The 13,640-nt window shown below is 69.2% G+C and carries 15 protein-coding genes; 6 read left to right on the top strand and 9 right to left on the bottom strand.

Annotated elements, in window-relative coordinates:
* Positions 1-3 precede the first annotated feature (3 nt).
* From APQ99_RS04295 to APQ99_RS04275, 5 genes are all read right to left on the bottom strand, one after another.
* Complete coding sequence (locus tag APQ99_RS04295) at positions 4-363, bottom strand: DUF7268 family protein (protein ID WP_136360953.1); 360 nt, start codon at positions 361-363, stop codon at positions 4-6.
* A 1-nt stretch (position 364) separates the two neighbouring features.
* Entirely contained in the window at positions 365-1,312 is a 948-nt protein-coding gene (locus APQ99_RS04290; protein ID WP_136360952.1) for an ABC transporter permease, read from the bottom strand.
* 6 nt (positions 1,313-1,318) lie between these two features.
* The gene (locus APQ99_RS04285; protein WP_010903891.1) at positions 1,319-2,362 is read right to left on the bottom strand and encodes an ABC transporter permease; all 1,044 of its coding nucleotides are present in this window, start codon (positions 2,360-2,362) and stop codon (positions 1,319-1,321) included.
* A gap of 57 nt (positions 2,363-2,419) precedes the next feature.
* Complete coding sequence (locus APQ99_RS04280) at positions 2,420-4,087, bottom strand: ABC transporter substrate-binding protein (RefSeq protein ID WP_136360951.1); 1,668 nt, start codon at positions 4,085-4,087, stop codon at positions 2,420-2,422.
* 81 nt (positions 4,088-4,168) lie between these two features.
* Positions 4,169-7,000, bottom strand: a complete 2,832-nt coding sequence (locus APQ99_RS04275) for a dipeptide ABC transporter ATP-binding protein (protein ID WP_136360950.1) — start codon at positions 6,998-7,000, stop codon at positions 4,169-4,171.
* A 102-nt stretch (positions 7,001-7,102) separates the two neighbouring features.
* Between APQ99_RS04275 and APQ99_RS04270 the strand changes: the two genes are divergently transcribed.
* Positions 7,103-7,618: a DUF7529 family protein gene (locus APQ99_RS04270; protein WP_136360949.1), complete on the top strand. Its 516-nt coding sequence runs from the start codon at positions 7,103-7,105 to the stop codon at positions 7,616-7,618.
* On the opposite strand, the gene APQ99_RS04265 is transcribed toward APQ99_RS04270, so the two are convergent.
* Positions 7,615-8,235, bottom strand: coding sequence for a DUF5806 family protein (locus APQ99_RS04265; protein WP_010903887.1), 621 nt, complete (start codon positions 8,233-8,235; stop codon positions 7,615-7,617). The genes APQ99_RS04270 and APQ99_RS04265 overlap by 4 nt on opposite strands.
* Positions 8,236-8,334: 99 nt before the next feature.
* On the opposite strand from APQ99_RS04265, the gene APQ99_RS04260 reads away from it, so the two are divergent.
* Together APQ99_RS04260 and APQ99_RS04255 are read left to right on the top strand one after the other, a co-directional pair.
* On the top strand, positions 8,335-8,715 hold the full coding sequence (locus APQ99_RS04260) for a universal stress protein (RefSeq protein ID WP_012289522.1): 381 nt from the start codon (positions 8,335-8,337) through the stop codon (positions 8,713-8,715).
* On the top strand, positions 8,705-9,256 hold the full coding sequence (locus APQ99_RS04255; protein ID WP_010903885.1) for a GNAT family N-acetyltransferase: 552 nt from the start codon (positions 8,705-8,707) through the stop codon (positions 9,254-9,256). Before APQ99_RS04260 ends, APQ99_RS04255 begins: the two co-directional genes overlap by 11 nt.
* A gap of 14 nt (positions 9,257-9,270) precedes the next feature.
* Here the strand turns inward: APQ99_RS04255 and APQ99_RS04250 are convergent, their stop codons facing one another.
* Positions 9,271-9,714: a universal stress protein gene (locus APQ99_RS04250; RefSeq protein WP_010903884.1), complete on the bottom strand. Its 444-nt coding sequence runs from the start codon at positions 9,712-9,714 to the stop codon at positions 9,271-9,273.
* A gap of 75 nt (positions 9,715-9,789) precedes the next feature.
* Between APQ99_RS04250 and APQ99_RS04245 the strand changes: the two genes are divergently transcribed.
* The 3 genes from APQ99_RS04245 to APQ99_RS04235 are packed head-to-tail and all read left to right on the top strand — an operon-like array spanning position 9,790 to position 12,226.
* The gene (locus APQ99_RS04245; protein WP_012289521.1) at positions 9,790-10,239 is read left to right on the top strand and encodes a universal stress protein; all 450 of its coding nucleotides are present in this window, start codon (positions 9,790-9,792) and stop codon (positions 10,237-10,239) included.
* 59 nt (positions 10,240-10,298) lie between these two features.
* Positions 10,299-11,381 (top strand): DHH family phosphoesterase, encoded by a 1,083-nt coding sequence (locus APQ99_RS04240; RefSeq protein WP_010903882.1) that lies wholly within the window; start codon positions 10,299-10,301, stop codon positions 11,379-11,381.
* Between the two features lie 41 nt (positions 11,382-11,422).
* On the top strand, positions 11,423-12,226 hold the full coding sequence (locus tag APQ99_RS04235) for a BtpA/SgcQ family protein (protein WP_136360948.1): 804 nt from the start codon (positions 11,423-11,425) through the stop codon (positions 12,224-12,226).
* Here the strand turns inward: APQ99_RS04235 and APQ99_RS04230 are convergent.
* The gene (locus APQ99_RS04230; protein ID WP_136360947.1) at positions 12,223-13,134 is read right to left on the bottom strand and encodes a carbohydrate kinase family protein; all 912 of its coding nucleotides are present in this window, start codon (positions 13,132-13,134) and stop codon (positions 12,223-12,225) included. The two genes, APQ99_RS04235 and APQ99_RS04230, sit on opposite strands and share 4 nt — an antisense overlap.
* 6 nt (positions 13,135-13,140) lie before the next feature.
* Positions 13,141-13,614, bottom strand: a complete 474-nt coding sequence (locus APQ99_RS04225; protein ID WP_136360946.1) for a DUF5807 family protein — start codon at positions 13,612-13,614, stop codon at positions 13,141-13,143.
* Positions 13,615-13,640 lie beyond the last annotated feature (26 nt).

Below are 13,640 nucleotides of genomic sequence, written 5' to 3'. Positions count from 1 at the left end.
CGCTCAGACGCCGTAGGGCGCGCCCGCGATCGCTGCCCCGACCATCCCGCCAGCGCCGAACGCGATCACCAGCGCCATCGCCTGCCGCCCGCTCTCGGCGGTCCAGGTGTCGGAGACGCCGAGTTCGCGCGAGAACCCCTCGACGGCGTCCCCGGACAGCAGCACGCCCGACCACCCCATGAGACCGACGGCGAACGGGAGGGCGGCAAGCGGGAACGCGACGCCGCTCGCCTGCCGGGGGCTCACGCCGACGCCGAAGTGGAGCGCGTAGAACAGCGCGAACGCCGTGACAGCGCCGTAGCCGGCGGCCCGCGCGAACAGCCCCCAGTCGCGGCCCGCCGCCTCGACGCCCGCTTGTGACATCTCAGTCGACCGCCTCCCGCATCCGGGGGTCCAAGGCGTCACGCATGCCGTCCCCGAGGAGGTTGAATCCGAGCACGAGGATCGCGAGGAACAACCCCGGGAACAACGACATCCACCACTTCCCGGTCAGGAGGCCGTTTGTCACGCCGTTCGAGAGCATCAGCCCCCACGACGGCACCCCGGGGGCCGCGCCGAACCCGAGAAACGACAGCGCCGCGAAGTCGATGATGGCCAGCCCGTAGTTCAGCGTCGACTGCACGGTCACGGGCGCCAGCGTGTTCGGGAACACGTGCCTGGCGAGCACTCGGGCGTCGGTCGCGCCGAGGGCTTCGGTGGCTTCGATGTACTCGTCTTCGAGCACTTTCAGCGCCGCCCCCCTGACGACGCGCGCGAACCGCGGCGTGTACACGAGCGTCAACGCGATGACGACCTTCCAGAGGCCGGCACCGAAGATGGCGACCAGCGCCAGCGCCAACAGCAACGACGGGAACGCCAACAGCACGTCCATCGTGCGCATGATGACGTTGTCCGTGAGGTCGCTGTAGTACGCCGCGATGATGCCGAGCGCCACGCCCAAGAACGTCGACGCCGCGACCGTGACGGTGCCGTACTTGATCGCGATCCAGGCCCCGTAGAGCGTGCGCTTGAAGATGTCGCGGCCGGCGGCGTCCGTGCCGAAGAGGTGTTGGGTGGCACCGCCGGAGCCGGCCCAACCGGGGGCCAACCGGTCCCCGACGGTGCCGAGGTTGGACGCGCGCAGCGCGCTCAGGTCGTAGGAAACCCGCGCGATGATCGCGACGGCGAGCATCCCCAGAATGATCGTCAGCCCGATGATTGCGAGCCGATTCGACAGCAGGTTCGAGAGGAACTGCGACGACCGCAGCCGGTCGAGCAGCGACCGGTCGGCGAGCGCGCCGTCGTCCGTGGATTGGTCGGTGTTCGTGCTCATGTGTCGTTATTGCTGGATGCGGGGGTCGAGGTAGCTGTACGTGACGTCGACGAGCAGGTTCACGAGCGTGAACAGCAACGCGAACGTCAACACTGTGCCCTGGACGAGCGGGTAGTCGTTGGCGTTGATCGCGCTGACGAGGATCGTGCCGATGCCCTCGATCCCGAAGACGGTTTCCGTGAGGACGGCCCCGCCGAGGAGGCTGCCGAATTGGATGCCGATGACCGTGATCACCGGCACCAGGGCGTTCCGGAAGCCGTGTTTCATGATCGTGATCTTCGAGCCTTGGCCTTTCGCGCGCGCCGTCCGCATGTAGTCCTGGCGCACGACTTCCAGCATCGACGACCGCATCATCCGGGAGATGAGCGCCATCGAGTAGATGCCGATGGTCGCCGCCGGCAGGATCAGATGCATGACCGCCGACACCCACGCCGAGACGTTCCCCAACAGGAGCGTGTCAACGGTGAGCATGCCGGTCAGCGGGAGCGTGACACCGAACAGCGACCAGGAGTCCGCCAGGAAGATCGTGGACTCGATGCGTCCGGACGCCGGGAACACTCCCAGGAACGTCGAGAACGCCAGGATCAACAGCGGGCCCGACCAGTAGATCGGCACCGAGATCCCTGAGAGCGCGCCGATGCGACCGAAATGGTCGGTGAGCGTGTCCTGTTCGACCGCCGAGATCACGCCCAGCGGGATGCCCAGCAGGATGCCGATGGCCTGCCCGTAGAGCGCGAGCTCGAGGGTGACCGGGATCTTGTCCGCGAGCACGCTGCGGACGGCGGTGCCCTGTGCGACCGAGTACGACTGTCCGAAGTCGAACTGGGCGGCGTCGACGAGGAACCGAGCGTACTGGACGTAGACGGGGTCGTTCAGCCCGAGCTCCTGGCGGAGTTGGATGACCTGCTGTTGGGGGGCGCGCTGCCCCAGGATGACCCGCGCGGGGTCGCCGGACGCCAAATGCAGGATCACGAAGACGAACGTCGCCACGCCGAACAACACCGGCACGAGCAACAGCAGCCGTTTCAAGATGAAGCGCTTGGAAGCCATGGATGAAGCGTGTCAGATGAGTGGCGTCAGTGTGTCAGTCGGCCGCCCGGGGCGCGGTCACGCCAGCTCGACGCGGTCGAGGAACGGCCCGCCGACCGACGTCGGCGTGTACGACTCCGCGACGACCGCCTCGTTGACGCCGCGAATGAGGTCGGCGTAGTCGAGATACACCCAGGGCGCCTGATCGTGGGCGATCTGTGAGGCCTGATGGTAATACTGCTGGCGGGCGGCGTCGTCGTAGGTCCGTTGGCCCTTGTCGACGAACTCCATGTAGTCGGTGTCGACCCACGCGGAGACGTTCGAGACGTTGTTCTTGTCCTCCCAGGCGATGTAGTTCTGGTCGGCCGGGACGTCGTCGATGTCCGTGCCGGGATGCAACAGCACGTACATGAAGTTGTCCGGGTCGGCGTTGTCGGTGTACCAGCCGCTCAGGCAGGCGTCGTGGCGGCCGTCGTACGTGTACTCCAGGTACGCGCTGAACTGCGAGAACCGATTGATCTCGACGTCCACGCCGATCTCGGCGAGGTCGGATTTCACCTGGGTCGCGGTCTGGATCGGGTTGGGGTTGTAGCCCCGCGGGTTCGAGAACGTCGCAAGCTCGAAGGACAGGTCGGTGACGCCGGCGTCCGCGAGCATCGACTCGGCCTGCTGGGGGTCGTAGGGGTACGAGTCGATGTCGTCGTTGTGCCCCAACACGTCCGGCGGAAGGGGCTGGTTGGCGGACGCGGCGAACCCCTGGTAGATCGAATCGACGATCTCGTCGCGGTTGATCGCCATGGAGATGGCGCGCTTGACCAGTGGGTCGCGGAACGCCGGTTTGCGGTCGTGGTTGAACGCCATGTAGCCGACGTTGATGCCGTTTTTCTGCCGGACGCTCGCCGAGTCCGCGGACGAGACCTTCTGGATGGACTGGGCGTCGAGGTTGTCGGTGATGTGGGCGTCACCGTTGATCAGCCCCTGGGCGCGGGTCTGGTTGGAGCCGGTGGTTTTGAAGATGACCGCGCTGACGCTCGGGGCCCCACCCCAGTAGTCGTCGAAGGCAGTGAGCCGGACGCGCTGGGTTTCGTTGTCGAGTTGGTCGAACTCGAAGGGGCCGGTGCCCACGGGGTCGGTGCCCAGCTCCGGCTGGGCGTCGGCACCCAGGCTCTCGATCTGGTCGCGGGAGAGGATCGCGGCCGCGAAGATCGCGAGGTTCCGGAGGAACGGCGCGTACTGCTGGGTGAGGTCGATCGTGACCTCGTAGTCGCCGGTTGCCTCGACGCTGTCGACCCAGTCGCCGAACGTGATCGAGGCGTACCCGGAGCGGTCCGACCCCAGGTAGTAGTCGTACTCGTCGTCGATGAACCGGCGGATCGTCGCCTTCACGTCGGTCGCCGTGAGGTCAGCGCCGGAGTGGAAGGTGGCGTCCTCACGGAGGGTGAGGGTGGCGGTTGTTCCATCGAGCGTCCAGTCGTCGGCGAGGCCGCTCGTAAGCTCGCCGCTGGTGCCCGGTTTGAACTGGATCAGGGTGTCGAAGATCTGGTTGGTGACTTTCGACACTTCCCCGCTGGTTGTCTGCTGGGGGTCGTAGTTCTGTGGGTGGTCACCCCGTGAGTACACGAGCTCGTCGCCACCACCGTCGCCGCCTCCCCCTGAGTCGGTGCAGCCGGCCGTCGAAGTCGCCACAACAGTCGCCGCACCGGCGGCTTTCAGGAAGCCACGGCGGCTCACGGTATCGTCTGACATACGACTGTATGGCACGATGGCGTACTTAAACATATCGGAGCGCGCCGCTCGGCGAATCACCCGACGACAGCGGACCGCGAGTTACGCCGAGCCCGCGTCGTCGTAGAGATGGCAGGCGACCGGCTGCTGGTCGCCCGAGAGCCCCGGCTCAGTGCGTTCACAGGGGCTCTCGAAGGTGGCCGCGAGCGCGTCCTCGGCGGCGTCCCAGTCGGCCCTGGCGAGCGCGTCGAACGCGGTCGCGACGACCTCGCGGGCGTCGCCACTGGGCTCCGTATCGAACTCGCGGTCCCAGAGCGCGTCCACGAACGCCGCGCGGTCGGCCGCCCGCCCACCATCGGACGGCACGCCGGCGGCCGCGCCGTCGGGCGACGAGGCCGCCGCGGCGTCGGCCCAGACCGCGTCCAGTGGGATGTCGCGGTCGGCGACGGACTCCCGGAAGTCCATCACCGCGCGGAACGCGTCCTGCTCGATGTCGAGATCCGCGGGCGGGATCACCGACGGACACCGCGTCCGGAACCGGCACCCCGAGGGCGGGTCGATCGGACTGGGCACGTCGCCCTCCAGGATGATGCGGTCGTCGGTGGTCGCCAGCGGGTCCGGGTCCGGAATCGAGGAGAGCAGCGACTTCGTGTACGGGTGTTTCGGGGTCGAGAACAGCTGTGCCGTCTGCGCCGTTTCGACGATCTTGCCCAGGTACATCACGGCGATCCGGTCGCAGATGTGGCGCACGACCGAGAGGTCGTGGGCGATGAACAGGTACGTGAGATCGAACTCGTCTTGGAGGTCCTCCAGGAGGTTGAGGATCTGTGCTTGCACCGAGACGTCCAGCGCGGACACCGGTTCGTCGGCGACGATGAAATCCGGGTCGACGGCCAGTGCCCGAGCGATCCCGACGCGCTGGCGCTGCCCCCCGGAGAGTTCGTGGGGATACCGGTCGTACTGTGACGGGTCGAGACCGACGGCGTCCATGAGATCGATCACGCGGTCGCGGCGCGCCTGCCGGGTGGACTGCGCGCCGGGGTTCGCGGGGAGGTCATGGATCTGGAGGGGTTCGAGAATGGTGTCCCCGATCGACTGGCGTGGGTCAAGCGATGACAGCGGATCCTGAAAGATCATCTGCATGTCCGTGCGCGTCGCGCGCAGCTCGTCGTCGCCGAGGTCGGTGACGTCGTCGCCGGCGAACACCACCCTGCCGTCGGTGGGCTCCACCAACCGGAGGATCGACCGCCCGGTGGTTGATTTCCCGCAGCCGGACTCCCCGACGAGCCCGAGCGTTTCGCCCTCGTAGACGTCGAGGTCGACCCCGTCGACGGCCTTCACCGGCTCCTGGTCGCCGCCCAGCACCGAGTCCAGCCAGCCGTCCGCCCGCGAGAAATGTTTTTCGAGCCCCCGCGAGGACAGCAACGGCTCCCCGTCGAACGACGCCGACGCCGCGGTGACGGCGCCGTCGTCCACGCCGTAGGCGTCGGTGTCGAACGACTCCTCGACGCATTTCGACCGGTGGGATACGTCGTCGGGCCCGTGTTCCATGTACGGGATGTCGTCGCCGACGCAGGCGTCGCTGGCCCACGGACACCGCGCCTCGAAGTGACACCCCGAGGGCAGGTCGATGAGGTCCGGGACGTTCCCCTCGATGGGGTGGAGGCGGTCGGCGTCGTCGCGGGGAATCGACTCCAAGAGCGCGTACGTGTAGGGGTGGCTTGGGTTGTGGAAGATCTCCTCGACGGGCCCCTCTTCGACGATCTCGCCGGCGTACATCACGGCCACGCGATCACACGTCTCGGCGACGACGCCGAGGTCGTGGGTGATGAACAGCACGGACATCCCGAACTCGTCCTGGAGGTCGCTGATGCGGTCCAGGATCTGGGCCTGAATCGTGACGTCGAGGGCGGTCGTGGGTTCGTCGGCGATGAGCAGCCGGGGGCGACACGCCAGCGCGATGGCGATGAGCACGCGCTGGCGCATCCCGCCGGAGAACTCGTGGGGGTACTCGTCGAGGCGCGTCTCCGGCTCCGGGATGCCCACCGCGTCCAGCACGTCGACGACGTCGGCGACCACTTGCTCGTCGGTGTCGCCCCGCGAGATCGCCGCCCGGAGGCCGTTCAGCCACGAGTCAGTGGGCTGTTCGCCGTAGCGATGGAGGCGGAGGCTCTCGGCGACCTGTTCGCCGACGGTGAGCGACGGGTTCAGCGACGTCATCGGGTCCTGGAAGATCATGCCCATCTCGCCGCCGCGGAGATCCCGCATGGCGCGCTCGGGGGCGGCAGTGAGGTCGACGCGCGCATCCGTGAGTCGGACGTGCGCAGCGCCGTCCGGCCGGTCGCGGAGCACGTCCAGGGGGTCGGCGGAGGCGTCGACGGCGGGATCGTCGGTGTCCACGGTGGCGGCGGTGAAAAACACGAAGCCATCGAGGGCGTCCAGGACGGCCGCGTCCAACTCGTCGCCGATGGCCCTGGTGTCGTCGTCGGGGCCGGAGGCGTCGATTCGGTCGGCGAACTCGTGGAGTCGTGGACCGAGGCCGCCGGGGTCGGCTTCGAGGTCGGCGGCGATCCCGCGGAGCTCGCGTGGGGCCGCGTCGACGGCGTCGTCGCCACAGAGATCGGCCGCGAGCTCGCGGCACGCGGACACGACGGCGAACGGATAGGTGGCGGCCGCGTCCGCGTGGGCCGCGAGCACCCTGGCGGCGATGTCGGGGTCGGTGATCGTGACCCCGCCGCCGACAACGTCCCCCGGGTCGTCGACGAGTTGCATCGCGGACAGCGCGGTGACGCTCTTCCCGGAGCCGCTCTCCCCGACCAGTCCGACCGTTTCCCCGTCACTGATGTCCAGATCGACCCCGTCGACGGCCTTCACCGCGCCCCGGTCGGTGTCGAACTGGGTGCGGAGATTCGAGAGAGAGAGGATGTCACTCATTGGCCGCCAACTGTGTGAAGCGGAGGCATATAGCTTCCGCCAGACACCGAGACGGAAGCGTTTTGCGTGTGGGGTTTCGTCTCACACGCAGACCCACCGCCAATGCCACCACACGACACCAGCGACGCCGGCGCGTCCCCGTCGGCCGCAGCCGACCCCCCATCAAGCTGGGACGCGCTCATGGACGACATGGCCGCGATCGCCGACGACTACCGCGATCGTGGCTGGAGCGCCCACGAACTCCACCCGGGCGATGTCAACGTCTCCGCGCCCACGGACGACGCCGCCGGGCGCGGCGGCATCGAGTTGCTGGTGCCGGACAACGAGTTCGAGCCCGTGGCGGCCGCATTCGACGCCGCCGACGGCTTCGACACCACGCGCGTGTTCCGCGCGGACACCAGCGGCACGGTGTTCTTCGTCGCCGCCGTGGAGGCGGCGGCCACGGAGACCGCCGTCCTGGTGCCCGCCTACTACAGTCCACCCGAACACGAGTCGTTCACGACACACCTGCGCTCGGCGGCGGGCAGCGTGCGCCTCCACGTCCGCCCGCTCGACGAGCGCCGCGTCCTCACGTTCGCACACGACGCCCCCGAGCTGTTGCTCCCCGACGGGGACTAACCACCGTGCTCGATCGTGTGCCCGCAGTTCGGGCACTCGACGCCGTCGTGGCGGAGCGCATCGCTTGCCGCGCGCACGTCGCGCATCACCGACGAGATCCGCTCCTCGGCCGCGAGCTCGTCGTCGACCGCGAGGTCGACGCCTTCGACCTCCAGGAGGAATTTCGCGACCTCCGTCACCTCGTACATCAGGTCGTCGAGTTCGTCCGCGGTGAAGAAATCACACATCGCCCCGTAGAGGAACGTCGCACCCGCTAGCTCGACTTTCTCCTCGAAGGACGCGCGCGCCTGGTTGACCGCCTGCGGGCTGTACGTGTCGGTCATGAACGACACGAGGTCCGGGAGGTTGCGTCCGATCTTCGTCATCTCGACGCCGGTCTCCGTGCGGAAGTCCGCGCACAGCCGCGCGATCGCCCACTCGCGGGCGGTGATGTACGTGCGCTCCCGGAGGAAGTCGTTGACGCGGTCGTACTGCGCGCCGTCCATCTTCGAGAAGCGGTCGTAGGTCCGCACGTCGGCGGGCGGCTCCGTGGTGTCGGACTCGCCGTCGCCGTGGTCGACGGGCACGGCCACCGGTTCGGCGTCCCACTCGTCTGGTGACGGCCGCTGATCTGGCATACTGGTCCGGGTTTGCTGTGGTTCGCGCAAAAACGTGTCGCCGTCACCGACCGGTCGGAGTGCCGAACGTTTTTGATGAGGGATGGTGACACTCACGATATGAAAGTGCTGGTCGGGATTGGGGGTGCAGACGACTCGCTGGTTGCGCTCGAAGAGAGCGTGCGCCGGGCCGTCGACACCGGGGACTCGCTGACCGTCGGTGTGGTCGCGAACCCGGAGAGCAACCGGGATCCAAGCGCGCTCGTCGACGCCGCGACCGCGGCGCTGGCCGACGCCGGGCTCCCGACGGACGTGCGGGAGCTGTCCGGCGATCCGGGGAGTGCGTTGGTCGAGGTGGCCGAATCGGAGGATTTCGACCAGATCGTGCTGGGCGGCGGGAAGCGGAGCCCGATGGGGAAGATCAAGCTCGGACACATCGCCGAGTTCGTGTTGTTGAACTCCCGAACCTCGGTGAAGCTGGTGCGTGACGATGCCGGGTGAGCGCGTCTACCCGGAGGACGCCGCCGGCTCGTTCCCGACACCACCGCTCCGGATCACCGACAGCGACGGCCGCGAGATCACCGTGGACGCGTTCACGGGCGACGCCGACGCGGAGATCGACGCGCTCGTCGCGATGTACGACGACTTCGACCCGGAGGATCGCGCACAGGGCGTGCCGCCGGTCGGTGAGTCGCGCATCCGGGAGTGGGTTGCCAGCCTCCTCGAGCAGGACGGGTTCGACGTGGTGGCGTGGCACGGCGAGGAGATCGCGGGTCACGCCACGCTCGTCCCGGACGACGACGCGACCTACGAGCTGGCGATCTTCGTCCACCAGACCTACCAGGGCGCCGGCATCGGAACCGAGCTCATCAACGCCCTGCTGGGGCACGCGCAAGCGAGCGGCGCGGCGCTCGTGTGGCTGAGCGTGGAGCGCTGGAACCGGCCGGCGGTCGCGCTCTACGAGAAAGTCGGCTTCGAGACGGCGTCCGCCGAGAGCTTCGAGATGGAGATGGCGATCCGGCTGAACGACGACACCGGGTAGCCGGTCGGGGCGGCTCAGACGGACAACACGGGTTGGCTGGCGTACAACAGGACGTACTCGGCGGCCCGCTCTAGGACGTCCCCGGTCTCCTCGCGCATCCCCTCGCGGGGGATCACGACGAAGTCGGCGTCGATGTCTGCGGCCGCGTCGAGGATCACGCTGCCGGGGTGTTGGCGCTTGCGCGAGGTCGAAAAGCCGTACGCGATCGAGGAGTCGACGGCGACGCCGTCCGGGGCGAGGGCTGCGATCTCGTTGAGGAACGTGTTCGTGCCCGCAGCCACGTCGTCTTCGGCGACGTCACCGGTTCCGATGGCGCGGGTCACCGTCTCCCCGAGCACGTACAACGCGTGAGCGTCGGCGTCGTACCGGTCGGCGACCGTAACAGCGTACTCGGCGGCTGTAACCGAGGCGTCCGTGCCATCAACGGGGGCGAGCACGGTGTCGACGGTGAGGGGCATACGTGAGCGTGCGCCGTCGGGGTACTAAAGCGCTCCGCGTGAGGGTTTAAGATGCCCCGCGGGAAACACACGGCCATGATAGACACGGTTGTCATCGCGACCGACGGCTCGGAGAGCGTCGGGCGCGCTGTCGACGTGGCCCTGGACGTGGCGGCGCGGTTCGACGCCGCCGTCCACGCGCTCTACGTGCTGGAGGCGAGCGACGTGGAGTCGGCCCCCGACGAGGTCAGAACGGACATGCGGGACGCCCTCGAAGAGCGCGGCAAGGACGCCGTCAGCGCGGTTGCCGACCGCGCCGACGTGTCCGTGACGACCGCCGTCCGCGCGGGGCGGCCGCCCGCGGAGATCAGCCAGTACGCCCGCGATGTGGACGCCGACGCGGTCGCAACCGGCACCCGGGGCCGGCACGGCGAGAACCGGTTTCTCATCGGGAGCGTGGCCGAGCGCGTCGTTCGCACCTGCCCGGTCCCGGTGTTGACCGTTCGGCAGCTGGCGGACACCGACGCCGAGCAGACGACCGCGTAATCGCCGCCACAGCGCGCCCTAACCGCGGGGTTCTTCACCAGCGCACCCCAGGCTGGTGTATGGAAGACTGGGTCATCGACGACGAGGACCTGTCCCTGGAACGCAAGAGCCTGCTCCCCGGACGCGGGTTTTTCGTGCCCGACGACATCCACGAGGCACGGAAAGACGACGCGGTCCGCGAGCGCGTCGAGGGCGCCGACGTGATCGTGGTCGCGGACCCCGACGCCGACGGCCTGGCGTGCGCCGCCATCCTGCGGGAGGTCTACGGCGACGCCGCGCTCATCCCCGCCGGCCCCCACGAGATCGAGGACGGACTGCGGCGTGCCGTCGAGTACGGCAACGAGGACTGCCGGCTGTTCGTCTGCGACGTCTGCCCCGACCGCTTCGAGTACGTCGAAACCGAGCTCGCGGACGCCACCGAGCACGCAAGCGAGCTGCGGTGGTTCGACCACCACCAGTGGACCGCTGAGACGGCGGCCGCCGTCCGGGACGCGGGCGTCGACCTCGTGGTCGGCGACTCCGAGGAGGAATGCACCGCCGACGTCACGGTTCGCAGCCTCGACGCCGACATCCCCGAGCGCTTCCGCGAGCTCGCCGAAGTCACCCGCGATCACGACCTCTGGCTGAAAGACGACGACCGCAGCGACGACCTCGCTGACTACTCCTACTGGGCGGACACCGACGAGTACATGGACACCATCCAGGAGTACGGCGCGGACTTCCCCGACGACGTGCTGGCGTACATCGAGCAGCGCCGCGTGGAGAAACACGAACTCATCGAGCGCGCGGTCGACCGCGCGTCGATGAAGCAGATCGACGAGTGGACCGTCGGCGTCACGTACGGCCGGTGTTCGCAGAACGAGGTCGCCGAGGCGCTCCGCGAGCAGGGCGCTGACGCCGCCGTCGTCGTCAAACCCTCCGGGAGCGCGAGCATCCGCGGCACGGAGACGTTCGAGCGCGCCCACGAGGTCGCCGGGCAGGTGAACGGCGGCGGCCACCCGAAGGCCGCGGGCTGCAAGCCCGACATCTACGACGACATGCTTGACTACGCGGCCCACTGGACGAGCCAGGGCACGACCGCAAAGCAGGTCATCCTCGACGCGTTCCGCGCGCTCCCCGACGAGCCGGCCGACGCCGAGTAGCTGTCGGGGCGTTTTTCGGCGCCGCCGCCGTCCGCTCAGACATGAGTCTGGACTTCGACGCCGACACCCCCGTCGTGGGGATGGTACACCTCTCCCCCCTGCCGGGCGCGCCCGGGTACGACGACGGCAACCGCCCAGCCATCCGTGACGCCGCGCTCCGGGACGCCAGCCGCCTCGAAGCGGGTGGTGTCGACGCCCTCCTCGTGGAGAACTTCGGGGACGCACCCTTTTACGCCGACGACGTGCCGAAGCACGTCGTGGCGTCGATGGCGGCGCTCGTCCGTGACATCACCCGAGAGGCCGAGATTCCGGTCGGCGTGAACGTGCTGCGCAACGACGCCGAAGCGGCGGTTTCGATCGCTGCCGCCGCGGACGCCGACTTCGTGCGCGTGAACGTCCACACCGGCGCGCGACTCACCGATCAAGGCGTCGTGGACGGCCAGGCCGCCGAAACAGTCCGTCTCCGGGACCGCCTGGACGCCGCCGAGGTCTCGATGCTCGCCGACATCGACGTGAAACACTCCGCGGCGCTGGCCGAGCGCCCGCTGAGCGAGGGTGTCGCCGAGCTGCTGGAGCGCGGCCACGCCGACGGCGTGATCGCCAGCGGCGCGGGCACCGGCCACGCCACCGACCACGACCACCTCCAAGCGGTCGTCGACGCGCGGGACCGCCTGGACGCCGACGCCCCCGTCTTCGTCGGCAGCGGCGTCACCAAGGAGACGGTTGGCGCCACGCTGGACCTCGCGGACGGCGCGATCGTCGGCACCGCGCTCAAGGAGAACGGCGAGACGACCGCGCCCGTCGACGGCGACCGCGTCCGGGCGCTCGTGGACGCAGCCCGCTAATCCGGGAGGTCGCTGGGGCACGCCAGCCCACCGCGCGCACCCTCGCGGGTGCAGTTCTGCGCGGCGGCTGCCGCGGCGATCCGGCCCGCGTCACGAACGCCGGCGTCGCCGAGGACCCACGCGTGAACCAGCGCCGCGGTGAACGCGTCCCCGGCGCCGGTCGTGTCGGTCACGTCGACGGCACGGGCCGGCGCGTGAACGGTGGTCGCGGGCGTCGCGAGAAACGCCCCGTCGCTCCCGTCGGTGACAGCGACCCGGGACGCCCCCATGGCGGCGAACTCACTGGCCGCGCGCTCCGGGCCAACGCCCACATGGGAGTCGGCGGCGCCCGCGTTCGCAACGAACAGATCAGCCGTCGCCGCAGCGGCGGCAACGGTGTCGGCTGCCGCCCCGCGGCCGTCGAGCTCGGCGCGTGGCCCCGCGAGGTCGAACGCCAGCGCCGACACCGCCCCACTGCGGCGCAGCGCCACGAGGTCGCGGACCACGCTGTCGGGCGCGTACGCGCTCGTGAACACGCAGTCGGCCGCCCGGAGCGCGTCCCGATCGCTGCTCGTGAGCGCCACCCCCGGGACAGCGCCCCCACCGGCGACGATCATGCGATTGCCCTCCGGGCCACGAAGCACGAGCGCGTACGACGTGGCGTCGTCGCCGCGCCGAACCCGGGTGGCGTCGACGCCCCACTCGGCCAGCGACGCGCGCACCCGATCCCCGGCGTCGTCGCGGCCGACCCGGGACACCACCGCGGCGTCGTGATCGAGGGCGGCAAGCGCGCACGCGACGTTGGCAGCGACACCGCCCGCGCGCTCGGTGTAGTCACGGACGAACGCGCCGCCGTCGGGAGCCGGGAGGTTCGACAGCCCGTACACGCGATCGAGCACCGCGCTTCCAACGGCGACAACAGCGGCCATGCGGACCTACTGGTCGTGGGCTCCCGCGAGCCACTTGTCCGAGTACGCCGTCCCACACGAACAGTAGGCGTACGCGTGGATCACGTCGCCGTCGGCGTAGAGCCCACCCACCTCCTCGTTCTGGGCCTCCACGAACGAGAACACGAACTGAACGGTGTGGTCCTCACCCGGCCCGTCGACGGCGTTCGGACAGCGCCCGTCGACGAGCGCGGCGTCGACGTCACCGGGCGTCTGCATCGCTGTCGATCCGAACTCCATGGCCTGCATGCCGGTCAGCGTCTCGAAGACGCTGCGGCCGGACTCCCCGTCGACGACGAGCACGACGCCCGGCGTGTCCGACTGGGCGCCCCGGATGTCGGCGACGCGCTCGGCGTCGGCGCGGTCGGCCAGCGTCTCAGCGTCGGACACGTACGACTCCGCGAGATACAGCGCGACGTGGTCGGTGCGGTCGCCCGCAAGATAGGCGTCGTAGTCGCTCACGCGCCAGGATACACGATGACCGCGAA

It is taken from the genome of Halobacterium salinarum DSM 3754, assembly GCF_008124605.1.
Taxonomy (GTDB): Archaea; Halobacteriota; Halobacteria; order Halobacteriales; family Halobacteriaceae; genus Halobacterium; species Halobacterium salinarum.
Note: the sequence above shows the minus strand (reverse complement) of the source record. Positions and strands in the feature narration are given on the sequence as shown.